Annotated in this window: 25 protein-coding genes and 1 pseudogene; 10 read left to right on the top strand and 16 right to left on the bottom strand. The window is 64.6% G+C overall.

Going from position 1 to position 22,303, the window contains the following annotated elements; all coding sequences use genetic code 11:
• Window positions 1–52: 52 nt before the first annotated feature.
• Genes AC5P7F_RS15635 through AC5P7F_RS15625 form a run of 3 tightly spaced genes read left to right on the top strand, consistent with a single transcriptional unit; the run spans window position 53 to window position 2,318 of the window.
• Complete coding sequence (locus tag AC5P7F_RS15635; protein ID WP_164077399.1) at window positions 53–343, top strand: PepSY domain-containing protein; 291 nt, start codon at window positions 53–55, stop codon at window positions 341–343.
• Window positions 343–1,002 carry a response regulator gene (locus AC5P7F_RS15630; protein ID WP_197637127.1) on the top strand — a complete coding sequence of 220 codons (660 nt, stop codon included), beginning with the start codon at window positions 343–345 and terminating at the stop codon, window positions 1,000–1,002. Before AC5P7F_RS15635 ends, AC5P7F_RS15630 begins: the two co-directional genes overlap by 1 nt.
• On the top strand, window positions 999–2,318 hold the full coding sequence (locus AC5P7F_RS15625) for an ATP-binding protein (RefSeq protein WP_164077397.1): 1,320 nt from the start codon (window positions 999–1,001) through the stop codon (window positions 2,316–2,318). Before AC5P7F_RS15630 ends, AC5P7F_RS15625 begins: the two co-directional genes overlap by 4 nt.
• A gap of 187 nt (window positions 2,319–2,505) precedes the next feature.
• On the opposite strand, the gene AC5P7F_RS15620 is transcribed toward AC5P7F_RS15625, so the two are convergent.
• A complete protein-coding gene (locus tag AC5P7F_RS15620; protein WP_005411369.1) occupies window positions 2,506–2,826 on the bottom strand; it encodes a DUF6122 family protein in 321 nt (106 codons plus the stop codon).
• Window positions 2,827–2,863: 37 nt separating this feature from the next.
• Window positions 2,864–4,753, bottom strand: a complete 1,890-nt coding sequence (gene speA / locus AC5P7F_RS15615; protein WP_014648708.1) for an arginine decarboxylase — start codon at window positions 4,751–4,753, stop codon at window positions 2,864–2,866.
• Window positions 4,754–4,944: 191 nt separating this feature from the next.
• Between speA and speE the strand changes: the two genes are divergently transcribed.
• The gene (gene speE / locus AC5P7F_RS15610; RefSeq protein ID WP_014648709.1) at window positions 4,945–5,799 is read left to right on the top strand and encodes a polyamine aminopropyltransferase; all 855 of its coding nucleotides are present in this window, start codon (window positions 4,945–4,947) and stop codon (window positions 5,797–5,799) included.
• 124 nt (window positions 5,800–5,923) lie between these two features.
• Here the strand turns inward: speE and AC5P7F_RS15605 are convergent, their stop codons facing one another.
• Complete coding sequence (locus AC5P7F_RS15605; protein WP_032954620.1) at window positions 5,924–6,829, bottom strand: aspartyl/asparaginyl beta-hydroxylase domain-containing protein; 906 nt, start codon at window positions 6,827–6,829, stop codon at window positions 5,924–5,926.
• 436 nt (window positions 6,830–7,265) lie between these two features.
• Between AC5P7F_RS15605 and AC5P7F_RS15600 the strand changes: the two are divergent.
• Window positions 7,266–7,920: pseudogene (locus tag AC5P7F_RS15600) on the top strand (RIO1 family regulatory kinase/ATPase domain-containing protein); the annotation flags it as partial.
• Between the two features lie 130 nt (window positions 7,921–8,050).
• Here AC5P7F_RS15600 and AC5P7F_RS15595 read toward each other — a convergent pair.
• Window positions 8,051–8,389 (bottom strand): P-II family nitrogen regulator, encoded by a 339-nt coding sequence (locus AC5P7F_RS15595; RefSeq protein ID WP_005411374.1) that lies wholly within the window; start codon window positions 8,387–8,389, stop codon window positions 8,051–8,053.
• A gap of 154 nt (window positions 8,390–8,543) precedes the next feature.
• On the opposite strand from AC5P7F_RS15595, the gene ubiK reads away from it, so the two are divergent.
• Complete coding sequence (gene ubiK / locus AC5P7F_RS15590; protein WP_005419983.1) at window positions 8,544–8,795, top strand: ubiquinone biosynthesis accessory factor UbiK; 252 nt, start codon at window positions 8,544–8,546, stop codon at window positions 8,793–8,795.
• A gap of 126 nt (window positions 8,796–8,921) precedes the next feature.
• Window positions 8,922–9,356, top strand: coding sequence for an NAD(+)--rifampin ADP-ribosyltransferase (gene arr, locus AC5P7F_RS15585; RefSeq protein WP_014648712.1), 435 nt, complete (start codon window positions 8,922–8,924; stop codon window positions 9,354–9,356).
• On the opposite strand, the gene AC5P7F_RS15580 is transcribed toward arr, so the two are convergent.
• From AC5P7F_RS15580 to AC5P7F_RS15565, 4 genes are all read right to left on the bottom strand, one after another.
• Complete coding sequence (locus AC5P7F_RS15580) at window positions 9,349–9,795, bottom strand: DUF4279 domain-containing protein (RefSeq protein WP_164077396.1); 447 nt, start codon at window positions 9,793–9,795, stop codon at window positions 9,349–9,351. The genes arr and AC5P7F_RS15580 overlap by 8 nt on opposite strands.
• Window positions 9,796–9,979: 184 nt before the next feature.
• On the bottom strand, window positions 9,980–10,468 hold the full coding sequence (locus AC5P7F_RS15575) for a hypothetical protein (protein ID WP_126411453.1): 489 nt from the start codon (window positions 10,466–10,468) through the stop codon (window positions 9,980–9,982).
• 313 nt (window positions 10,469–10,781) lie between these two features.
• Window positions 10,782–11,138 (bottom strand): CPCC family cysteine-rich protein, encoded by a 357-nt coding sequence (locus AC5P7F_RS15570; protein ID WP_032958808.1) that lies wholly within the window; start codon window positions 11,136–11,138, stop codon window positions 10,782–10,784.
• A 389-nt stretch (window positions 11,139–11,527) separates the two neighbouring features.
• Entirely contained in the window at window positions 11,528–12,130 is a 603-nt protein-coding gene (locus AC5P7F_RS15565) for a DUF998 domain-containing protein (protein WP_164077395.1), read from the bottom strand.
• Window positions 12,131–12,757: 627 nt separating this feature from the next.
• Here AC5P7F_RS15565 and AC5P7F_RS15560 point away from each other — a divergent pair.
• Window positions 12,758–13,114: a hypothetical protein gene (locus AC5P7F_RS15560; RefSeq protein WP_142235089.1), complete on the top strand. Its 357-nt coding sequence runs from the start codon at window positions 12,758–12,760 to the stop codon at window positions 13,112–13,114.
• Between the two features lie 45 nt (window positions 13,115–13,159).
• A complete protein-coding gene (locus AC5P7F_RS15555) occupies window positions 13,160–13,690 on the top strand; it encodes a cold-shock protein (RefSeq protein ID WP_164077394.1) in 531 nt (176 codons plus the stop codon).
• 52 nt (window positions 13,691–13,742) lie between these two features.
• Here the strand turns inward: AC5P7F_RS15555 and AC5P7F_RS15550 are convergent, their stop codons facing one another.
• The 5 genes from AC5P7F_RS15550 to AC5P7F_RS15530 form a co-directional block, all read right to left on the bottom strand.
• Window positions 13,743–14,315 carry a hypothetical protein gene (locus AC5P7F_RS15550; protein WP_164077393.1) on the bottom strand — a complete coding sequence of 191 codons (573 nt, stop codon included), beginning with the start codon at window positions 14,313–14,315 and terminating at the stop codon, window positions 13,743–13,745.
• A gap of 69 nt (window positions 14,316–14,384) precedes the next feature.
• Window positions 14,385–14,792 (bottom strand): hypothetical protein, encoded by a 408-nt coding sequence (locus AC5P7F_RS15545; RefSeq protein ID WP_164077392.1) that lies wholly within the window; start codon window positions 14,790–14,792, stop codon window positions 14,385–14,387.
• A 26-nt stretch (window positions 14,793–14,818) separates the two neighbouring features.
• Window positions 14,819–15,259, bottom strand: coding sequence for an Imm44 family immunity protein (locus tag AC5P7F_RS15540; protein WP_049441965.1), 441 nt, complete (start codon window positions 15,257–15,259; stop codon window positions 14,819–14,821).
• A gap of 42 nt (window positions 15,260–15,301) precedes the next feature.
• On the bottom strand, window positions 15,302–15,640 hold the full coding sequence (locus AC5P7F_RS15535; protein WP_164077391.1) for a hypothetical protein: 339 nt from the start codon (window positions 15,638–15,640) through the stop codon (window positions 15,302–15,304).
• 110 nt (window positions 15,641–15,750) lie between these two features.
• Complete coding sequence (locus AC5P7F_RS15530; RefSeq protein ID WP_111190760.1) at window positions 15,751–16,149, bottom strand: Imm10 family immunity protein; 399 nt, start codon at window positions 16,147–16,149, stop codon at window positions 15,751–15,753.
• 754 nt (window positions 16,150–16,903) lie between these two features.
• Here AC5P7F_RS15530 and AC5P7F_RS15525 point away from each other — a divergent pair.
• A complete protein-coding gene (locus tag AC5P7F_RS15525) occupies window positions 16,904–18,409 on the top strand; it encodes a YifB family Mg chelatase-like AAA ATPase (protein ID WP_164077390.1) in 1,506 nt (501 codons plus the stop codon).
• A 25-nt stretch (window positions 18,410–18,434) separates the two neighbouring features.
• Here the strand turns inward: AC5P7F_RS15525 and AC5P7F_RS15520 are convergent, their stop codons facing one another.
• The 3 genes from AC5P7F_RS15520 to AC5P7F_RS15510 form a co-directional block, all read right to left on the bottom strand.
• A complete protein-coding gene (locus AC5P7F_RS15520) occupies window positions 18,435–18,869 on the bottom strand; it encodes an NUDIX hydrolase (RefSeq protein ID WP_032958800.1) in 435 nt (144 codons plus the stop codon).
• 93 nt (window positions 18,870–18,962) lie between these two features.
• Complete coding sequence (locus AC5P7F_RS15515; RefSeq protein WP_164077389.1) at window positions 18,963–19,352, bottom strand: hypothetical protein; 390 nt, start codon at window positions 19,350–19,352, stop codon at window positions 18,963–18,965.
• 177 nt (window positions 19,353–19,529) lie between these two features.
• Window positions 19,530–21,848 (bottom strand): TonB-dependent receptor, encoded by a 2,319-nt coding sequence (locus AC5P7F_RS15510; protein WP_164077388.1) that lies wholly within the window; start codon window positions 21,846–21,848, stop codon window positions 19,530–19,532.
• Between the last annotated feature and the right edge of the window lie 455 nt (window positions 21,849–22,303).

Raw genomic sequence — 22,303 nt, 5'->3', positions numbered from 1 at the left:
TAGTCATCCCCGCCACACTCGCACCTGTACCCCTCTCTCTTTCCTTACCCGCATGCTCGCCACCCTGCCCCTGCTGCTGGCCCTGGCCAACGCCCCGACCGCCGCCGCGCCCCTGCAGGACCCGGCGCAGCAGGTCGCCCGTCGCGCCGTGCAGCAGGGCCGCTACGTGCCGCTGGAGAGCGTGGTGCGCGATGCGCTCAAGCGCTACTCGGGCCAGCTGCTGGAAGTGGAGCTGGACGACGGCGTCTACGAAGTGGAGATCCTGCGCGGCGACGGCGTGGTGGTGGAGCTGGACTATGATGCGCGCAGCGGAAAGCTGCTGAAGACGGAGCTCGACGACTGATGCGCATCCTGTTGGCCGAAGACGATGCCGCACTGGCACAGCGCCTGGTGCCCCTGCTGGAACAGGCCGGCTATGTGGTGGCGGTGGTCGCTGACGGCCGCGAGGCCGAAGAAATCGGCCAGATCGAAGACCTGCAGGCCGCCATCGTCGACCTCGGCCTGCCCGGGCTGGATGGACTGAGCGTGATCGAGCGCTGGCGCGGCAACGGCCGGGGGTTTCCGGTGCTGGTGCTGACCGCGCGCGGGCGCTGGCACGACAAGCTGGCCGGCTTCGATGCCGGTGCCGACGATTACCTCACCAAACCCTTCCAGGCCGATGAGCTGGTGCTGCGCCTGCGCGCCCTGATCCGCCGCAGCCATGGCCACGCCAGCCCGCGCCTGCACTGCGGCCCGCTGCAGCTGGACGTCAACGCCGGCCGCTTCGAGCTGGATGGACAGGCGCTGCCACTGAGTCCGCAGGAATTCCGCCTGCTCAGCTACTTCATCCACCACAGCGGACAGGTGATCAGCCGCGACCGGCTGGGCGAACAGGTGTTCGACGGCGGCCACGACCCGGACTCCAACGCACTGGACGTGCTGCTCGGACGCGTGCGCCGCAAGCTCGGCATCGACCTGATCCAGACCGTGCGCGGCCAGGGCTGGCGGCTGGCCGAGCCATGAACCGGCAACCGTCGCTGCGGCGGCGCCTGCTGCTGGCCGGCGGCGTCGGGCTGCTGCTGGTCTCGCTGCTGGCCAGCGCTCTGCTGGGCGAGCTGTTCAAGCGCAGCGCGCGCGACCGCCTCGACCACGAACTGCAGCAGGACATGCTGACCCTGCTGTCACAGGCCGAAGTGGACCCGGACGGGCAGTTGCGCCTGCGCCAGGAACCTAATGATGCGCGCTTCCAGCGCGTGTTTTCCGGTGCCTATTGGCAGATCGCCGGTGCCGATGGCCGCGTGCTGCTGCAGTCGCGCTCGCTGTGGGATGAAACCCTGCCGGCGAAGGCCGCCGGGCCGGCCACGCGCAATCTGCCCGGGCCGCTGCAACAATTCCTGCGTGCACGCGTGCAGCAGGTGCGCCTGCCACGCGCCAGCGAACCGTTCGTGGCCGTGGTCGCCACCGACCGCAGCGCGCTGGATGCCGATGTTGCCGCGTTCCGCAAGCGCACCGCCATCGCACTGGGCGTGCTGGTCGCGGCGTGGCTGGCGGTGCTGGCCAGCCAGGTGAATTTCGGCCTGCGCCCGCTGCATCGCCTCGGTGCGCAGCTGGAACGGGTACGTCGCGGCGATGCGCAGCGCATCGACACACAGGAACTGGGCGCGGAAGTCGCACCACTGGGTGAGGAACTCAACGCGCTGCTGGACCACCAGCAACGCATGGTCGCGCGCGCGCGCACCAGTGCACAGGATCTGGCGCACGCGCTGAAGACTCCACTGAGCGTATTGGCCACCGAGGCCGACTGCGACGGTACGCACTGGCGTGCCACCGTGCGCGAGCAGAGTGCGCGCATGCAGGCCAGTGTCGACCGTTACCTGGCTGCAGGACTGGCTGCCGACCATCGCCAGCGCACCGACGTGGCGGCCGTCGCACAGGCGATGTGCCGGCTGATGGCACGCGTGCATGGCGAACGTGGCATCACGTTCACGGCAGCAGGCATCGATCCGGCGCTGCAGTTCGCCGGCGCCAGTGCGGATCTGGAAGAGATGCTGGGCAACCTGCTGGACAATGCCGGGCGCTGGGCGCAACAGCAGGTCACTGTCGAAGCGGAAACCAGCGAAGGGCAGCTACGCATCGAAGTGCGCGACGATGGCCCCGGCCTGGCCGCAGACGCGCTGGAACGGGTCACCCAGCGTGGTGTGCGGCTGGACGAGCGCGAAGGCAGCAGCGGGTTGGGCCTGGCGATCGTAGGCGATATCGCCGCCAGCTATGGCGGGCGGTTGCAGCTGGAGAATGCGCAGCCGGGCCCGCGTGCGACGTTGTGGTTGCCGGTGGCGTGAAGCACCGCTGCGCTCGCCGGGCGCCGCCCGGCGCTACCGGTTCAGCCGCCCCCCCCGGTAGGTGTCGACCTTGGTCGACACGCATCAAAAGCGCCGACCAAGGTCGGCATCCACCAAAGCAGTCCGTCAGTTCCGTCCGCCACCGTGCACCCGGTAGGTGTCGACCTTGGTCGACACGCACCAAGCATCAACGGTGATGCATCCACCAGCAATCAATCGCGTCCAGCACGATGTGGATGATCAAACCGATGCCGAACAACCGCGTTTTCTTCGGCACGCACAGCCCGGCATAGACCGCGATGGCCGGTGCGGTGTGCAGCGGGTGGAACCCGATGCTGCAGCGGTTCGGTGCATAGATCGGGTCGGCCAGCAGATGGTCCAGGTCGATGATCCAGCCCAGCAGCATCAGCAGCCACGCCGAGGCAAAGCGCTTGCGCCAGAACAGCCATGCCAGCAACGCTGGCACGGCGGCATGCAGGAACAGGTGGAAGATCGCGCGCGCGCTCATCGGCAACGGTGGCGCCGGGCAAACCCGGCGCCGTCCATCACACCAGCGGTTCGTCGGACAGGTAGGTGTAACCGGTCAGGCCGGCTTCCAGCGCGTCCGACAGTTCCTGCGCGCGTTCCGGCGACAGCTGCGCTGCAGCCACGCGCTGCGCATAGGTCGCACGCAGTTCGTCCAGGCGGTAACCCACGTAATCCAGCATCACGTCGGTGGTGTCGCCGCGGCGCTGCTGGGTGATGGCGTAGCCATCGGCATCGGCCAGCACTTCCACCGCGTCGGTATCGCCGAACAGGTTGTGGATGTCGCCCAGGATTTCCTGGTAGGCGCCGACCATGAAGAAGCCGATGCGATAGCTCTCGCCCGGCCTCATCTTGTGCAGCGGCAGCGAGCTGTCCAGGCTCTCGTTCTCGACATAGGTTTCCACCATGCCATCCGAGTCGCAGGTCATGTCGGCGATGATGCCGCGGCGGTCCGGGGTTTCATCCAGGCGCTCGATCGGCACGATCGGGAACACCTGGTCGATCGCCCACACGTCCGGGATCGATTCGAACACGCTGAAGTTGACGAAGTACTTGTCGACCAGGCGCTCGTTCAGTTCGTCCAGCACCGGGCGATGGCTCTTCTCGTCGTAGCTCAGGCGCGCACGCACGCCATGGGCGATGGCGTAGAACAGGTCGTCGATGCGCGCACGCTGCGGCAGGTCGATCTGGCCCAGCGCGTAGCTGGCCAGGCCTTCGGCATGGAAATGCTGCGCTTCCTGGAACAGTTCCACCGCCGGGCGCACGTCCAGTTCGTCGTGGATCTCGCGCAGGTGGCGGATCGCCGCCGGCTCGTCGTCGTGCTGGTCCGGCACGCGGCCTTCCTGTGCCTCTTCCACTTCCGACACGTTGGCGATCAGCACCGCGTGGTGCGCGGTCATTGCGCGGCCGCACTCGGTGACGATGCGCGGCGGGGTCAGGCCGAACTCTTCGCAGGCATTGGCCAGCGGCTGCACGATGTTGCTGGCGTAGGAATGCAGGCCGTAGTTGATCGAGCAGAAGCTGCGCGAACGGGTGCCTTCGTAATCCACGCCCAGGCCACCACCCACGTCGACGTGGGTGATCTTCGCGCCCAGGCGCGACAGCTCCACGAAGTAGCGGGTGGCTTCGCGCATGCCGTTGGCGATGTCGCGCACGTTGGAGATCTGCGAGCCCATGTGGAAGTGCAGCAGGTTCAGGCAGTCGGCGTACTCGGTGTCACGCAGCGACTTCCACAGGTCCAGCAGCTGGCGCGGCGACAGGCCGAACTTGGCCTTGTCGCCACCGCTGTTCTGCCACTTGCCGGCGCCCAGCGAGGCCAGGCGCATGCGCACGCCCAGGCCCGGCTTCACGTCCAGCGCCTTGGACTCTTCCAGCACCAGCTTCAGCTCGGACGGCTTCTCGATGACGATGAAGGTCTGCAGGCCCAGCTTGCGGCCGATCAGGGCCAGGCGGATGTACTCGCGGTCCTTGTACCCGTTGCAGACAATCAGGCCACCCGGGCGGGACAGCGCCAGCACGGCCATCAGTTCGGGCTTGCTGCCCGCTTCCAGGCCGAAGCCTTCGCCGTGGTGGCTGGCCAGGGTGCCGGCCACGCCGCGGGTCTGGTTGACCTTGATCGGGTACACGGCGGTGTAACCGCCGCTGTACTCCCAGTCCTGCTGGGCCTGGGCGAAGGCCGCCTGCAGCTTGCCCAGGCGCTGGCCGAGGATGTCCGGGAAGCGCACCAGCAGCGGCAGCTTGGCACCGGCCGCGCGCGCAGCGTCCACCACCTTGGGCAGCGATACCACCGGGCCGTCCGCCCCGGTCGGTCTCACCACCATGTGCCCGGCCTGATCCACGTCGAAGTAACCGTCCGCCCAATGCGGGATCGAGTAGGTCTTGCGGGCTTGGTCGAGGGACCAATCGGTCATTTCAGTCGGCCTTGTTGGCAATAAAAGGGGGGGCATGATAACGCCTATATGCCCACAGGTTCGTTATCATGCGCGCCCGCGCCCGTGACAGGTTCCAACCTGAACGGGCCGATCCGTCCGGATGTGGCATCTGTGCCACGCGGCCCCGCCCGCCAGCCCGGCTCCACCCCTCCGAACAGGACTGTTTTCCAATGACTGACAGCAACAACTGGTACATCGAACACTTCGAGCGCACCGGCTCGGCCATCGGCTACCGCATCACCGGCAAGCTGGACGAGGTGCAGTCGCCGTTCCAGAAGATCGAGATCTTCCAGACCACCGACTGGGGCAACCTGATGACCATCGACGGGGCCATCATGCTGACCAGCAAGGACAACTTCTTCTACCACGAGATGATCAGCCACCCGGTGCTGTTCACCCATGCCGCACCCAAGCGCGTGGTGATCATCGGTGGCGGCGACTGCGGCACCCTGCGCGAAGTGCTCAAGCACAGCGGCGTGGAGAGCGTGACCCAGTGCGACATCGACGAGCAGGTCACCGTGATGGCGCGCAAGCACTTCCCGGAACTGTGCGACTCCAACGATGACGCCCGCGCCGAGCTGCTGTTCGACGACGGCGTGGCCTACATGGCCAACTGCCCGGCCGGCAGCGTGGACGTGGTGATCGTCGATTCGACCGACCCGGTCGGCCCCGGCGAAGGCCTGTTCAACAAGGCCTTCTACGAGAGCTGCTTCAAGGCCCTGAAGGACGACGGCATCCTGGTGCAGCAGTCCGAATCGCCGCTGATGCAGCTGGACTTGATCAACGAAATGCGCACCGAGATGGGCAAGGCCGGCTTCGGTTCGTTCAAGACCCTGCCGTTCCCGCAGCCGTGCTACCCCACCGGCTGGTGGAGCGTGACCATGGCGCGCAAGGGCGACAGCAGCTTCGACTTCCGCCAGGCCGACTCGGCCGCCAAGACCTTCAACACCCTGTACTACACCGCCGCGCTGCACACCGGCGTGCTGGTGACCCCGCCGTTCGTACAGGCGGCATTGAAGGGTTGATCCAAACAAAAACCCGCGCTGGCGACAGCGCGGGTTTTCTGCCTTCTGTAGAGCCGAGCCCACGCTCGGCTGCTCTTCGGACAGGTTGCGGTAAACCCAGCCGAGCATGGGCTCGGCTCTACAGTCAAAGCGCCCAGATGCCCGCGATCACCGCCACCACCAGGCCCCACTTGATCAGCTGGTAGGCCACCACGCTGCGCTCGCGCAGCGCCTTGGCCTTCAGGCGCACCTTGTAGACACTGCCGAACGCCTTGTTGACGCCACCGGTCGGGTCACCCGGCAGGTTCGGCGATGCACCACCGGCCAGCAGCGTGGCCGCCACCGCGCGGTTGAACAGGCCCGGCAGGCCGAAGCGCAGCGGGCGGGCGATGTCGCAGAACAGGATCACCCGGTCCTGCTGCGTCTCGTTGTGCGCATGGTGGATGTAGGTCTCGTCGAACATCATCCACTCGCCGTCGCGCCAGCTCTTCTTGATGCCGTCCACTTCGATGTAGCAGGCATCGTCGTTGGGCGTGCTCAGGCCCAGGTGCAGGCGCAGCGAGCCAGCGAACGGGTCGCGGTGCGGGCGCAGCTCACTGCCCGGTGGCAGCTGCGCGAACATCGCCGCACGCACGTCCGGGATCGACTCGATCAGCGCCGTGGTCTTCGGGCACAGCGTCTTCGCCGACGGGTGCGACGGGCCGTACCACTTCAGGTAGAAGCGCTTCCAGCCACGACGGAAGAACGAATTGAAGCCGGCATCGTTGAACGTGCTGGAGGCAGCGATCTTCTGCGCGTCGCGCAGCGCCAGCGCCTCGTCGCGGATCATCTGCCAGTTCTGGCGCAGCGGCTCCAGCTGCGGGAACTCTTTGCCCGGGTCCAGGAACGGCGTGGTCGGCACCTTCGAGAACATGTACATGACCACGTTGATCGGGGCCATGAAACTGGAGTGGTCCAGCAGCTGGCGCGACCAGCGCGCGCGGACCTTGCCACGGAAGTGGATGTACAGCACGCAGGCCACGAACAGCGCTGCAATGACGATTTTGATGATCAAAGCACTTTCCTCCAGCCGCGGCCGGAACGGGAAACGGGGCGATGCACGGCCAGGCGGCCAGCACCGGTTCGGAACGCGGCAGGGGACGGGGACGTGCCGGAGGGGGGCGGCCGCCGATGTCGCGGGTTAACAGCTTATGGTCGGCAGGGCGTGCGCTGGGGTCAAGCTGGACGTGCGTGGCGTTCAGCGCGCCGCCGATGAATGGGCTGGAAGCGCGCCCAACTCATTGATTCAGCGGGGCAAACCTTATAAGTGAGACGGAATTGTCCGATTCTGCGTGACGAACTGTTCCAGCCACGACCCCGACATTTCTCCGACAAATCGTGGAATAGCGAACTGGCGAGTACTAAAATTAACGAAAACTTAGTAACTCCCTGTAACACCGGTTCGCTTGACGCTTTGCGCCACCCACCGGGTCGTCCGAGACCCCGACATGCATCTTCCTGCTCTTCCCCCCTCCTCCTGCGGCAATGATGCCGCCTCCCCGCTGCTGCTCAAGCGCGGCGAACGTTTCCTGGCCCCCGACGTCTACCGCACCTGCCTGGACGGGCGCGAGGCGGTCATCAAGGACTACTCCCGCTACCGCGGCACTCCCGTTTCGCTGATCGCGCGACTGATGGTGCGCCGCGAGGCCCGCATGCTGCAGCGCCTCGGCGGCTGGAAGCATGCCCCCCGCGCTGCTCGGCACCCTCGGTGGCCTGGCACTGGGTATGGAGTTCATCCCGGGCCAGACCCTGAGCACCGCGCAGGCCGTGGGCAATGAAGTGTTCGAGCAGCTGCAACACGCGCTCAGCCGTCTGCACGCCGCCGGCATCACCCACAACGACCTGCATGGCACCAACGTGGTGGTCAGTGGCGGCGTGCCGGTGCTACTGGATTTCACCTCCGCCTGGCGCGTACCCCGCTGGCTGCGCCGCGGCCCGCTGAGCCGGCAGATGCGCCGCAGCGACATGAAGAACCTGCTGAAGATCCGCCAGCGCGTGACCGGCCAGGCGCCGAGCGCCGCGCAGGCCGCATTGGTGGCCGACCCGGGCTGGGTCGCCGCCGTGCGCCAGGGCTGGAAGCGGTTCTACAAGTGGGCCAGCGGCGGTAGGGGTCGAGCTCGCTCGACCGCTTTACCGCTCTTTGTAGAGCCGAGCCCGCGCTCGGCTGCTGTTCCTGCATCGCGCGAAATGCAGCCGAGCATGGGCTCGGCTCTACAACATCCCGCCGAGCGGGTTACAACGCGTCCGCGTCCAACTCGCCGGTACGGATACGCACCACGCTGCCCAGGTCGTACACGAACACCTTGCCGTCCCCAATCTTGCCGGTGCCGGCGGCCTTCACGATGGCCTCAACCACCGCCTCCACCTGGTCATCGGTCACCGCCACTTCCAGCTTCACCTTCGGCAGGAAATCGACCACATACTCCGCGCCACGGTACAGCTCGGTGTGGCCCTTCTGGCGACCAAAGCCCTTCACTTCCGTCACCGTGATCCCGGTGACCCCACGCTCGGCCAGCGCTTCGCGCACGTCGTCGAGCTTGAACGGCTTGATCACCGCCATGACCATCTTCATCGTCTATCTCCTGTCTTCCGGCGTGGAGGATAGCGCCTGAACGCGGCCCGTGCGAAGCCGCTGCGGCCTGTCCGGGCAGTGGGTGCCGGCAGTATCCTTGTGCCCGAATGGCCTGCCCGCGCCGGATGCACGGGCCCACCCCACGGAGCACCCCATGATCGACCTGAATCAAATCGATGACCTCGCCCGTCGCCTCAGCGACCTGGTGCCGCCGGGCCTGCGCGAATCGCGCGAGGAACTGCAGGCCACCTTCAAGAGCGCGTTGCAGGCCGGCCTGGCCAAGCTGGACCTGGTCACCCGCGAGGAGTTCGAAGTGCAGCGCGCCGTGCTGCTGAAGACCCGCCAGAAGCTGGACGCGCTGGAAACCGCCGTGCGCGAGCTGGAAGGGCGCGGCGCCGCAGAATGAAAAAAGGAGGCGCACTGCGCCTCCCGTTTACAGATTATTTCCCGGATGGGGCCTTGCAGCAAGGCCCACCGGGCGCCCTAGACTCGCCGGCCTGTCGATCCGGCAGCACAGAGAGGGGCAGCAGCAATGGCACAGGACACCGACTGGACACCCGTTTCGCATGACACCTGCGACCAGGTGGCTGGGCCGTTCTATCACGGCACCCGCGCTGACCTGGCCGTGGGCGACTTGCTGAGCGCGGGCTTCCGCTCCAACTATCGCGACAGCGTGGTGATGAACCACATCTACTTCACCACCATTGCCAAGGGCGCCGGGCTGGCTGCGGAGATGGCCCGCGGTGAGGGGCGGCCGCGCGTGTATGTGGTGGAGCCGACCGGGCCGTTTGAAGACGATCCGAACGTGACCAACAAGAAGTTTCCCGGCAACCCGACGCGATCGTATCGGAGTGCGCAGCCGTTGCGGGTGGTTGGGGAGGTTACGGAGTGGGAAGCCTACGACGCGGAGTTCGTTCGGCAGTTGAAGGCGTTTGTTGCTTCGGGGAGTGGGGAGATCATCAACTGATGGCCTGCTGGCGCTGGGCGTTGCGCACTTCTTCATCGGCTTCATAGATGTCCAGCCCGAGCTCAATGCCGCGCTCACCCAAGGCGAGCAGCGTGCGAGGCGAAAGCGAGACACCATCATTGCTGCTGCCCATGAAAAGGCCACAGAACAGATCAGGCCGGAAGCGTGCCAGAGCCTGCCATACGGCGAGATCGCCGGTGAGTTGATCGAGGATCTCGAAGATCTGCGCTTCCAGATCTTCAGGCTCACGACGCGCCGCATCAAGTTGCCAGCTTCCGGTTCTGGCGATACGCACGGTGCCTGATTGGTTGCCTCTGAGTTCCTGGCCCTTGTGATGCGATGCGGTTGGAGTCGCTCCGAGCAAGGCACTGACTTCTTCGGGCAGGAGGTCGTCGCCGAAGAATCGGAGGGTTACCAGGGAATGATCGAATGCTGCCATGGGAATCCAGCTGTCCTTTTCGGAACGTATTCCAGTGCGTAGGCCTCGTTGATGCCAGATTCCGGCCGGAACCGGACGACAGCAGCTTCGGAATAGGCCGAACCGGGGGAATCGGCTTGGGCTCAAACGGAGGGCTGGCCGGTCCCTACTTGAACATGTCCAAAAAGCCCAGCCGTAACAATCATCAAGCCCCATCCGGAAGGCGGACCTGCGCCGCGCATTCTGCCGCAACGGACGCAACCGATGTGCCCTTCAGTCGTGAAAGTGCCGCAAGCGTACGTCGTTCATACGCCTCCGCGACTCCCGGATCTGGCTCGATGAACGGCGATGTGCAGATGTCCTCGACCTTGAATCCCTGGGTGGTCAATGCCAAGACCCGCTCTGGCGTCTTGGGCAATGCACGGGCTACCGCGTAATTGATGGATAGGGAGGCGCCCGCATCTGAAAACGGCTTTAGCGCAGCCGCAACCTCAAGCCATGCAGGATCGCCTGACTCGATGCCAGCGGTGACCTGCCCAAACTCCCGCTCGTGCTGCCACAGGTCCCAAAGCACCTTGCGCCCCCCTTCGTTGGCAACGCGATTGAGCACGGCCTGTGCCGAAGGGCGATCCGCCGCGACTGCAGCTGGGCTGGCAATCGCAAGCACGAGTAGGAGCACTGTCATGTTTCTCATGGGACCTGACTCCCTGATGGATGGACCCTTGGATCCGGTCATACGACCTGCCCACAAAGCACCATGTGGCGTACTTTCCCCTGATACAGCGCGATCCTAGGGCGGCTGGGTTCGGCCATCAAGCCGGCGCATTGGCCAGATCCAGGCATAGGATCAGAAGCCCCGCGAAATCCACGTTCAAGACATTTGGGCCATGTCCGCTACGGGTCGCTGGCTGGTCAGTGATCCACAGGAAATACCCTGCGCGAGCCAATGTCCGCTCTCGGCCAGTGGTGGACATTCGCGAACGCCATGAGTTGAGCCGCGAAGTGCTTCAGATCGAAAGAACGCCCAGCATCGACCAGTAAGCCTCCTTCTCGTACGAGACACTCTTGCTGTGCCAGTGATTGCCGCCCCTTAGAGCTTCGTAGTGCCCGATCTCCGTGCTGGACAAAGGGCGCCAGCCAGATCCGCGGCGAAAGCCGCTTGCGACCTCGACGCCAAGGGGGAAACTGGAAAGAGCATTCTGCTGCGCTTGCGCCAGAGACTCGCCGTTGGCTCCGCCGGTGGATGTGGGGTTGGCAAGTTGCACTCCGTCATCCTCCCAGTTGCAGATCGGACATATGGCATGGGACCCGTAGACGTCTTCCAGGGTCAGGAAGCCACACGATGGACAAGGCAGATCGATCATTGAGAACCAAGAACCTCAGGTAGACGAATCACTGGACTGGCAGGTGTCGCGTAGGGCTGAAGGGGACGAACGTCCGCTTCGGATCGAGAGCGGCCTCTAGCATTCCGGGTCGCGTTGTCTGGCGCCGGCACGTTTGCATTCAGCCAAGAGCGGGCATCAATCGCAAGAGCCTTCTCTGGGCGCGGTTGCGCTACTTATAGCAGAAGGCGCGCACGACCTTCCCCCTCTTGCCACCCGTGGTGCCAGCATCAAGGAACAGATGGTTGAAGAGCACCCACGGCTTGAACAGCGAGCACACTGGCATGAATCCCGAGAAGATCACCTTGAGCTGGGGCCGGAGAATCGAGAAGTCCTTGTTCGGCCCTCTATGTTCCTGTCGCGCGCCCCCATCAATGCGCAGCCTGCGCCTTCAGCGCGCTTGAATCCCTGCGCAGCAGGTACAGCGCAACCAGGAACGGCCACAGCGAGTTGATCGACGAGAACAGGCGCTGTGTCAGCCCCCTGAATCCCTCCGGATCCGCCCCCACCACGTTCAACCAGAGATAGACAATCCCCGCGATGCTCACCACAGCGGTCACGGCGTACGCCCTTCGGTTGGCCGACCACGCGCTCAGTTCGATGTGCGACATCGCCGGTGCAATGATGTTGGCGATACCGATGGTGTAGAAGCCGTGCATCGGATGGCCCATGGGCCAGAGCCCGTTGGTCAGCATGGAGATGCCAAAGATCGCCCAGCAGATTGCGCCTACGGCAATCCGCCGGCCGGACTCCCGCCATATCCCGATGGCGAACGCCACGAAGCCCACGCCGGAGCCGAGGGCGGCGATCCTGCCGCAGATGCTTGCAAGCGTGGGCGCCTGCAGCAGCTCGCTGGCGTGCTGCGCAAGCGGGTTGTAGCCCGGCGCGAGCACGGCGGCAACGCTGGTCCAGAACAGGAACCACGGAAGCGGGAGCAGACCCGCAGACAGAAGAAGTCGATTGCGGCGTAACACGTGCAGTGATCCTTGTAGCGGCCTGCGCCAGTGGGTGGAGTCCGTTCAAACGCCGCAGAACCTTCCTGCTGCGGGCAGGACAGTTCCTGGTGACTACAGCGGTAGTCAGATTCTGCGTGACGGCCCACGGGGTCAATAGGCAGAAAGTCACTCACGCATGGAGGCGAGTTACGCGGCATCCATCAGCGACCGTCGGACCAATGCTGTCGCATTTGCCGCGCCCTACATCTCTGACGGAAGGTTCTGACGACTCCGTTCCAGAAGTGCCGCTGCGCCTAGCACGCCAAGGCTCTCGCCGCTTCAGGTGCTATGCGACAATGCCAAAAGCGTCTCGGGTTTTGGCGGCATTGACCCCTACCCGTTGGCATTCCGAACAACTGCAGGTAATCGTTACCGCGCCACCGTGCATCGGTGGTCGGGACTCGAAAGCCCGTTTTGTTGGGAAGTAGTTTGCGCTTGCCAGCCGGCACCATCGCGCGTGGTGCCCGCTGGCAATCCGTCTGCCGGCTATGGCGGGCGGGGCGTGGGGGTCTTGTACCCGCCGGTTCCCAACATCCGGTTTTCGAGCCACGCTCTGCCCGCCACCTTTATCGGTGGCGGCGTCCGCCTGCATGCACGGAGCCCGCCATGTCTACACCGCACTCCCCGCCCCCGCCGCCCATCCAGCAAGTGCCCTCGGCCGCGCCAGCCTTGGATCCCAACAGCCTCATCGCCATCCTGCACGCCATCGGCGCGGGCCCTGCGGCCGATGGCCAGCCCTGGCCCGAGCAGCACCCTCTACGCAGCCGGCAGATGCAGTTGTCCGACGCCGACTGCGCCCTCACCGGCCAGCGCGTCGTGCAGGAGATCCTGCTGGCGGCCGAGCGCACGCGCCAGAACGGCGAGCCGGAGCAGTACGTCGGCGACCGGGTAATGGAGGGGCTGGTGATGGCCGATCTGGCGCTGACCGCCTTCATCCACGAGCGGATGCGACCCAAGGACTGAGCGCGCTTATGGCGCGGACCTTTCTGCCTGTGTGCGGGGTGACGAATGAAGATGCATGGCCTGGCCGCTGTAGCGGTGTGCATCGCGGTGATCGGCGCGATGTGGGTGGAGTGGCCCGAGCCCACGGGCGATCAGGTCTGGGCCTACCAGAAGCTGCAGCCAGCCGATTACCGCCTGCTGCACAGTGATGCACTCGGCTTCGTGACCGCGAAGGCCTACGAGGGTTTTGAACTGCACGCGCGCTATGCCGGGGTGATGTCCTTCGAGATCCGCTGCAAGGGCGTGCTGGTGATGGAGGTGGAGAACGCGCCCTCGCGCGTGCTGATCCGCATGCCTGCCGATGCCCGCTGGCGGGCACCGGATATCGAACGGCTGCGCATCAGCTTCGAGCGTTGGCTGGATCTGCACCAGAGCCAGGGGCGATTGCTGGTGGAAAGCGCGGGGCCTTCGTGGGTTGAGGCACGGTTTGGGCGCTTCAATGGGTTGGTGCTGGATGAGCAGCGGTGTCTGCTTGGGGCGCCAGCCAACCGCCAGGCCGCTTCCACCAATTACCTCAGCGCTGAAGTGCCCTCGTAGGCTGACGCTCACGGTTGCGCTGTGCCTGCACCGCATGCGGCACAGCAACTGGTCAGGGGCCAAACCCCAGCGCCATCGCAACCACTTTCCCATCCCGAACGTAGAAGCAAATGCTCGATCCACCTTCCGAGAACCCACAGGTGCGCTCGACATCGAAGCCCCCCAGCGTTGCCTGCTCTGTCTTCCCCTGGCCATATCTGCGTGCTGTGCCGATGGCCTCGGACGCCGGATCACCCATCGCAACGCCTTTCAGCTTCATGCCGCGCAGGCTCTCGGTTCTACCTGCAGTGGGTTGCGCCGCGCTGATCGATGAAACGCGGATCTCATCAATGGTTCGGAACTGCGGAGCCACGTCAGGGTTGGAGGTGATCAGCACCTCCAATCGGGTAGTGGGATCCAGGTATCTACGCCGTATCAGCCCTGCCGCGTCCACGACCATCTCGCCATCACCATAGCGGCGCAGGAAATCCCTCTCGCTGTAGACATGCGGGACGAAACTTCCATCGCGGAAGGCTTTCGATACAAAGTCCACGCGTGTATTCCCTGCGGGGAAGCCTGCTGCTGCAGGCAACATACCCAGCGCAATCCAGATGAGTCTGCGTGTCTTCATGACAACTTCGTCCATCCATCTGAAAGAATGATCACAGAGCATTCTTGACTCATGTGCGGATAGCCCACTCGTTCCAGAGGCGTATCACCATTCCGGATGATAGCGGTCCTTGTACTCGTCTTGAATCAGTCCTTGGTTCACATAGCGCCCCTGACTGGTCCTCAGCACGTCCCGCGCGAACCTCAAGGCGCCGTCAACCGAATCAAACGTCCACTCGGTACCAAAGGGATGATCAGGATCCACCGCCTCGAACTCGTACACATCGATGAAGCCAGGCGCTCCATTGTCAAATACTTCGCAAAGACGAACCCTCCAGGCGTTCAGATTGGCCTGCTCAATGGAGACAAAGCGAATCACACGCTGATCCAACTCATATCGATCGGGGAGCAGCTGCTCGACATCCCGGCCCGCCGAAAGATTGCCTGTTACATCCAGATCACAAAGATAGCGCTGCAATGGATCCCTCATTCCGTTGAGAAAACTGACCAGCAAGTGAGCATCGGTGACTTCCGGAGCGACTAGGACGCCTCGCCCGAGGCATAGTGCCATGCACCCGACGATTGGCCGTTGTAACGGCTATCGATGTCCTCCAGCCATACCTTCAGATCCATCAGAAACCTTGCATGGTCGAAGTCCTTGAACTTCACCCTGCCCAGTTGCTCCGCCAACTGCTCAAGCAATTCGCGGGAGACATACCGCATTTTCTCCTTCATCGAGAGCGGAACGATGGTCGGCAGGTCAAGCATCACATCGGTATAGAACTCCGCCTTCTTTCGTCGAAACTGCACTCTTCGCTTGAAATCCAGCTCGGGATCTCGACACACGAAAAGCAATGCCACAGAAGCCACTTCGTTCCCGTAGCTCCTGGACTCGAATGTGGCGGAGCGCTCTACGTAATGACTTTTTATCCTGCCAACATGCGACTCCCAGTCGCAGTCCGCCACGAAGTTCAGTTTCATCAGTCCCACGCTCCATGTTAGTGCTGCGCGCGCATCCCGCACCTATTCGAGCAGGTCGTGTAGATCGATGCCAGACGGATTCGCCAGGCGCTTCTCGCGACCCACATGGTGAAGCTCGAGGGTGCCTTTCTCTGAATCGATGACACGGGTGCCATCAAGCACCGCCAGAAACCCGAAGACCGCCGAACGGGCAGCTTCACCGGCAACGGCTCGCAACATGTCGGCTTCTACAGCGGACAAGCTGTTGAACCATTCGGACCGTGCCAACAGGTCTGGGGCCACCCGACGGCCCGGTGGATACGCCAGGTTCGAGATCGTACTACCCACGGATGATTCAAGCACATAGCGCTGGATAGCGGATACAAATTCGTCAGCTTTCATGCCACTCCCCCGGCTTTGAAAATGAGCCAGAACACATTCGCCTGTCCGGACCTGCTGCCTCTTGTCCCCGCTCAGCCCGCCTCTCGCAGGCAGTGCGGCACAGCATGAACTCAATCCCGTCCAGACGAGTTCAGATCAAGCGGAATACCCTCCGCAACACAGATTTTCCGCAACGCGGCCTCCAGCTTGCTGCCGTTTTCCAACGTTTTCAGTGTCACTGCAATCCCACCAGTGATCCCAAGCTTCCTCTGTGCACTTTCGGAGAGAGACAGCTCAAGCTCCATGCGCCGCAGAGAGATATGCACCAGACCGCCATAGCAAGGCTCAAGACCTCCGCCGACCTCGATATGGGCGTGCGCCATGCCCAACTCTTCGTCCTGGTCGTCATACGCCTTCGCGTTCTGCAATACCACGTAACGAGACGGATTCGTCGAGCTGTCGGCCAAGCCAACTACGATGCAGTAGTCATCTTCCTCCATGGAAACGACTTCGGCCTTGAATCTGTACATTTCCCGGGTACTCCTGACATGTGGAAAACTCAATGTCTACTCCGCCGCTGTCCTGGTGCCGCTCTCAGCACGCAGGGTCGTATCGTTGTCACCCTTCCAGCCCACCTGGGTGCCACTCGCCCCGCCTGCGAGCCCATCCGTACTTTTGTCTGTTCCCCCGCCGCTCGATCATCAAGGGCGGCGCCAACGTCAGGGGCGGTCTGTACTGACGGAAACCGAGCCGTCTTCCAGCAGGTGGACGCTTACATATGCGTCTGGCGGAGGTATCCGATCGATCGACGCCCCTGCGGGGAGAATGTCCCAACTTGTGATCGGGCCGCAGACTGTCCTATGCACCAAACGGCTGCTATCCAACCCTCGCTTGGCAAGCTCGGCCACAACTACTTCAGGCGGCTGGCGCTCGAAGCCCTTGTAGGCGGTGCACGTCTCTCCCGTCTGGCCAATGGGATACGTTGAACTCTCCACCTCATCCCGGCACCCCGGCAGGCCCATGGCGAGCGAGAGGGCCATCAGTACTCGAATGCACTGCATTTCAGCTCGCTCCTTTCCTTCACTGCCCTGTAGTACGCCTTGTCTGACGCAAGACCTGCGAGACCGCCATCCCAGAGCCGCGCTGCACAGATCATTTGCCCTCGATGCGCACGCTGCGCCCTTTGCAGGCAGAAATACCCCGAGACGCATTGCCGGCAAACCCCGATAGTCCCACGCAGATTACCTGCCGCATCATCAGGCGTCTTTCTGCAGGAATCCACACATGAGCCTGGCGCTGGTCCACAGCCGTGCCCGCGCCGGGGTCGATGCCCCGCTGGTGCGGGTGGAAGTGCACCTCTCTGGCGGCCTGCCCGCCACCCAGATTGTCGGCCTGGCCGAGACCAGCGTGCGCGAATCCCGCGAGCGCGTGCGTGCCGCGCTGCTCTGTGCACGCTTCGACTTTCCGCAGCGGCGCATCACGCTCAACCTCGCGCCTGCCGACCTGCCCAAGGAAGGTGGGCGCTACGACCTGGCCATCGCGCTGTGCATTCTTGCCGCGAGTGGCCAGGTCGATCCGCAGTCGCTGCTGCAATACGAGTTCCTGGGCGAGCTGGGGCTGACCGGCGAACTGCGGCCGGTGGCCGGAGCGCTGCCTGCTGCGATTGCGGCGGCTGATGCCGGCCGCATCCTGGTGGTGCCGCCCGGCAATGCCGCCGAGGCGGCGCTGGCCGAGCACGCGGATGTGCGCGTGGCGCGCACGCTACTGGAGTGCTGTGCCGGTCTGGGCAATCCGCGCCTGCTGCCGTCCGTGGAGCGCGTGGACACGACACCGTTGCCCCTGCCCGATCTGGCCGACGTGCGGGGACAGGCGCACGCACGGCGCGCGTTGGAAGTGGCGGCCGCCGGTGGGCACCATCTGTTGTTGATCGGCAGCCCTGGCTGCGGCAAGACGCTGTTGGCTTCGCGCCTGCCCAGCCTGTTGCCGGATAACGAGGAAGCCGAGGCGTTGCAGCTGGCCGCGATTGCCTCGGTGAGTGGCGAAGGGCTGGACCCAAGCCGTTGGCGGCAGCGGCCCTTCCGGGCACCGCACCACAGTGCGAGCGCGGCGGCGCTTGTGGGTGGCGGCAATCCGCCCTGCCCTGGCGAAATCTCGTTGGCCCATCACGGCGCGCTGTTCCTGGATGAGCTTCCGGAGTGGAACCGCAGTGCGTTGGAGACCCTGCGAGAGCCGCTGGAATCCGGCCACATCCGCATCGCCCGCGCGGCACGCAGCGTGCAATATCCGGCGCGGTTCCAGCTGGTGGCGGCGATGAATCCCTGCCCCTGCGGCTGGGCCGGTGACCGCAGCAATCGCTGCCTGTGCAGCGACGAGCGTATCAACCGTTACCGTGCGCGGGTGTCTGGTCCGTTGCTGGACCGTATCGACCTGCATATCAGTGTGGCCCGTATGGACGCAGTGGAGTTGCGGGAGAGCACGCCGCTGGGGGAGCCCAGTGCGGCGGTACGTGCACGGGTGGAAGCCGCCCATGCCAAGCAGCAGGTGCGTGGCGGGCTCAACGCGCATCTGCCGCCGGCGGCACTGCGGGCCTGTACCCGACTGAGCGAGGCAGATCAGGACATGCTGGAACAGGCCATCGAGCGCCTGCAGCTGTCGGCGCGGGCGATGCACCGGATTCTGCGGGTGGCGCGCACGATTGCCGATCTGGCGGGTTGCGAAACGATCCAGACGGCGCATCTGGCCGAGGCCATTGGCTACCGGCAGCTGGACCGGGGGAAGGCGAGCACGTAATCGCAGCGGGCAGAATCAGGCCGCGTCATGCGGGCACACGTTCAAAAAGATCCGGCAGCCATTCCGGCTTGAACAGGGAAGCAGGCTGTTCTCTCATCTCTTCTACGCGCCACCATTTCCACGCCCTGATCGTGGCATTTTCCTCCTCCGTCCACCCGTCACGCTGGATGTCGGGCTGGTTGGGGCTGCGGACCAGAAAATATTCTTCCAGCCATCGCGCGGGCGTTGATCGGGCGACCGCGTAGACGGCATCGCGCTTTTCCAGCCGCACGCCTATCGGCAGATCCAATCCGGTCTCCTCCCTGAGCTCACGCCGTGCGGCGTCCGCATATCCCTCCCCGGGCAGAAGCTCCCCGCCCGGTGTAGCCCAGAAGGGAGCGTGGTGTTCATCGTGATACCGGAACAGCAACACCGCATCCTCAGCAACGATCACAAGGCGTGCAGATCGTCTGATTTCCATCGTTTCCCGTCCTTACCAGCCCGCCCCAGAATAGGCCAAAAGCAGGCGGACCAAGAGAAAGCCATCAACGCGTGTCGATTCCTGGCCAGTGATTCACTTTCCCGGGATGGGCGCCTGTCGCCGGACGGCAACGGACGCCATGCGGCGGCTGACAAGGCCGAAGAGGTCCTGCAGTTCGGCTGCGCGCTCGGGCGTGCTGTTGCTGCCGAAAAGCACACGCGCCAGCGCGGCTTCACGGGTGTCATGCGGGAACCGCAGGCGGTCCCGGTACACCTTCTGGCACACCAGCCAGGCCCGGCGCAGCCCACCGCCGGGCAGCGGGCGGACCACGCGTTCGTAGACCTGCCAGAACTGGTACTCGCCCTGCAGATCGATCGCCGGCGCCACGGACAGAGCCTGCCGGGGCCGTCCTGGGCCCCGGATGCCGAACAACGGGGTTCGCGGGTCGTGCTGTGCCATGCCAACAGGATGACCCAGCAACATTGTGGGAACCTTGCGTCGCCGCCAGAAAACCCCTGTTGTTTGCGCAAGGCGGGTTTCTAGGCGGGTTTTGGGGGTCAGAGCCCTTTGCTGCGCAAAGGGGTCTGACCCCGATCACGGGGTGGCTGCGGGGTCGGATCCCTTTGCGCAGCAAAGGGCTCTGACCCCACCCTCATCGCCTCAGAACGCCATCGAGGTACTGAACATCAGCTGCCGTGGCGCGCTGCGCTGCAGGGTCTGGTAATCCCCCGAGAACGACGAGCCGGCGATGGTGGCGGTGCCGATGTTGTGGCGGTTGAACAGGTTGCTCACGTCCAGCCGCAGCTCCAGGCCGGGCACCGCGCTGTCCGTACCGAAGCGGTAGGCGGCATAGGTATTGACCTGCCAGAAAGTCGGCACGCGGATGTCGTTCTCGTAGGTGAAGGGCTGGCGCAGGTAGGAGGTGCTGGTGGCGCCAAAACGCCAGTCACCGAAATGCGCTGACAGGTCGCTGACCAGTGAGATCTGCGGGTAGCCCGGCTGCGCGTTGCCCTTGATCGGGTACACCGTGTCACCCACCACGAAATCGCTGTCGTAGTACGAACGGGCCACGGCCACGCCCTGGTAGAACTGCAGGTGGTCGCTCAGGTCGGCGGTGATGCCAAGGTCAGCGCCGATCACGTGCATCTTCGGCATCAGCCGCACGGTGTTGATCTGCGCGAACTGGGTACCGATGGCGGCCGACAGCAAGCGGTTGCGGATGTCGTTGTAGAACACGTCGCCGGTGATCGTCAGCCGGTCGAAACGATGCGATGCGCCCACGGTGAGGTTCCAGTTCTTCTCCGGCCGCAGCGTGCCGGCCACGCGGTCGAACTCCTCCTGGTCGGTGATGGTCCACGCCGAGGCGGTGTAGCCGATGTTGCCGCGCTGGGCCACGCGGTAGCCGTTCATGGTATTGGCCAGGTCGATGAAGGCATCGGTGGATTCGGTCGGGCTCCAGAACAGCGAGACATGCGGCAGGAAGTTGCTCTTCGCGCGCAGCGTGCCGTTCACCGGCCGGTCCTTGGCGTCACCGAGGCCGCCGCCGCTGGTGCGGAAGTCCACGGCCTTGAAGCCGACACCCAGCTTCAGCGTGTCGTTCAGCACGATGTCGTCCTGCAGGTAGAGCTGGCGCGAGCGGGTCACCCAGCTCGATGCGTTGTCGGTCTTGAACGCGGGGCCGTACACATCGAACGGACCGGTGGCCTTCAGCGGCGGGCCCTCGCCCAGCAGCGGCTGCTGGTACCACTCGGTCTTGGCAGCGGCCTTGCTCTTCTCCTGCCAGAAACCGGCGGTGAAGGTGTGCGCGCCGGTCTCGAACTGCAGGTTGAGCATGCCGCCCAGCCGGTTGAGGCGCGGGGTCTGCACCTGTTCGGAGAACGGCGCGCCGTTGGGCGACGGCACGTTCGGGTCGGTCAGCGTGGCCTGGGTGTGGCTGTTGGCGTTGTACAGCTGCACGTTGCCGCTCAGCGCCGGACTGATCTGGAAGCGGTGGTTGATCGAGGACACGCGGTCACGCGTGCTCTGGCCGGTGTCGTAGGGAATAAGCCCGGACAGTTCACCACAGGTATAGGCGCCGCAGGATTTGTCTGCGTTCTCCGGCGAGGCCACGTAATACGCCCAGGCGTAGTCCGGGTAGAAGATGTCGGCCTTCCAGCCCAGCTTGCGGATCATGTCGAAGGAAATGTTGTTGTAACCCCAGACCTTGGCCTTGCTGTCGGACAGGAACACGGTGACATCGCCCCAGGCGACCTCCTGCTGCAGCTTCAGGTCGCCGCGCAGGAAGTTCTGCGTGCCCTCGCCCTGGTACTTGTCGGCGGACACGCGCTGCAGGTCGACCAGCACTTTCGGGCCATGCTCGCCGAGCTGGCCGGTCTGCCCGGATACGGTGGTAACCAGCGTGCTGTTGCTGCCCACGCCCTGCTTCACGCGCAGGCTGGGCGTGTCCTGCAGGTCGCGCAGCCGGTATTCCAGGCTGCCGCCGTTGACGCTGCTGGAGAACACGCTGACCGGTGCGCCGCCGGGGCTGACCGTGATCGCGCCGATGCCATCGGGCACGCCCACGTTCACCACGCTGGTGCCGGTGAGCGAGAGGAAGCCGTTGTCGTTCAGCGGCACGCCTTCGAAGGTGATGCCCATTTCGTTCATGCGGAAGCCGCGCACGAACAGGCTGGTGGCGGAGATATCCAGGCCCAGCCCATCGGTGGCGGTATAGCTCGCGCCCGGCACCTGCTTCAGCATGGCCAGGCCGTTGTTGCCGGTGACCATCGCGTCGAGGTCTTCGGCCTTGATGATGTAGCGGTTGGGACCGACCACTTGGGTCGGTGCCACGGCCGCGCCGCGCGGCGTGGCGATGACCTGCAGGGCGTTGAGCGTGGTGGGCGTGTCGAGCGCGGCGTCGTGCGTTTCTGCGGCGTAGGCAGGTGCAGTGGTGGCCGCGATGATGGCCAGGGCGAGGCGCGTCGTGGGTGGGGTGTTCATGGCAGTAGATCCAGGGTGCTGGGAGAGAGTCGCGCAGGCGCACGCCCAGCGCGTTGCAGCGCCGGTGTCGGCGCCCTGGCTGGCGATGCGATTGCGTTGAGGGGTGACGGCGCGGTGCGCGCCGGTCAGTGGCAGACGAAGACGATCATCTGCCGTGGGATTCGGTGGGGTGATTTCGACGTGCGGAATTCTTGCATCGCACTGCCGCATCCGCCATTGCGCGGTGGTACAGCGCGAATGGCGATGGGGATGGGTGGGTTATACGTGGGTATAGACCTTGGTCGGCGCTTGCCGATTGCGTGTGCCAACCAAGGTTGGCACCTACCGGGGCGAATGGGGCTTGGTAGAGGCCAACCCTGGTCGGCGCTGGCCGCCTGCGTGTGCCAACCAAGGTTGGCACCTGCCGGGGCGAATGGGGCCTGGTAGAGGCCGACCTTGGTCGGCGCTGGCCGCCT

The sequence above is a fragment of the Stenotrophomonas sp. YJH_SMC_105-26 genome (assembly GCF_059368915.1).
This window is presented reverse-complemented; position numbering and strand designations above follow the sequence as displayed.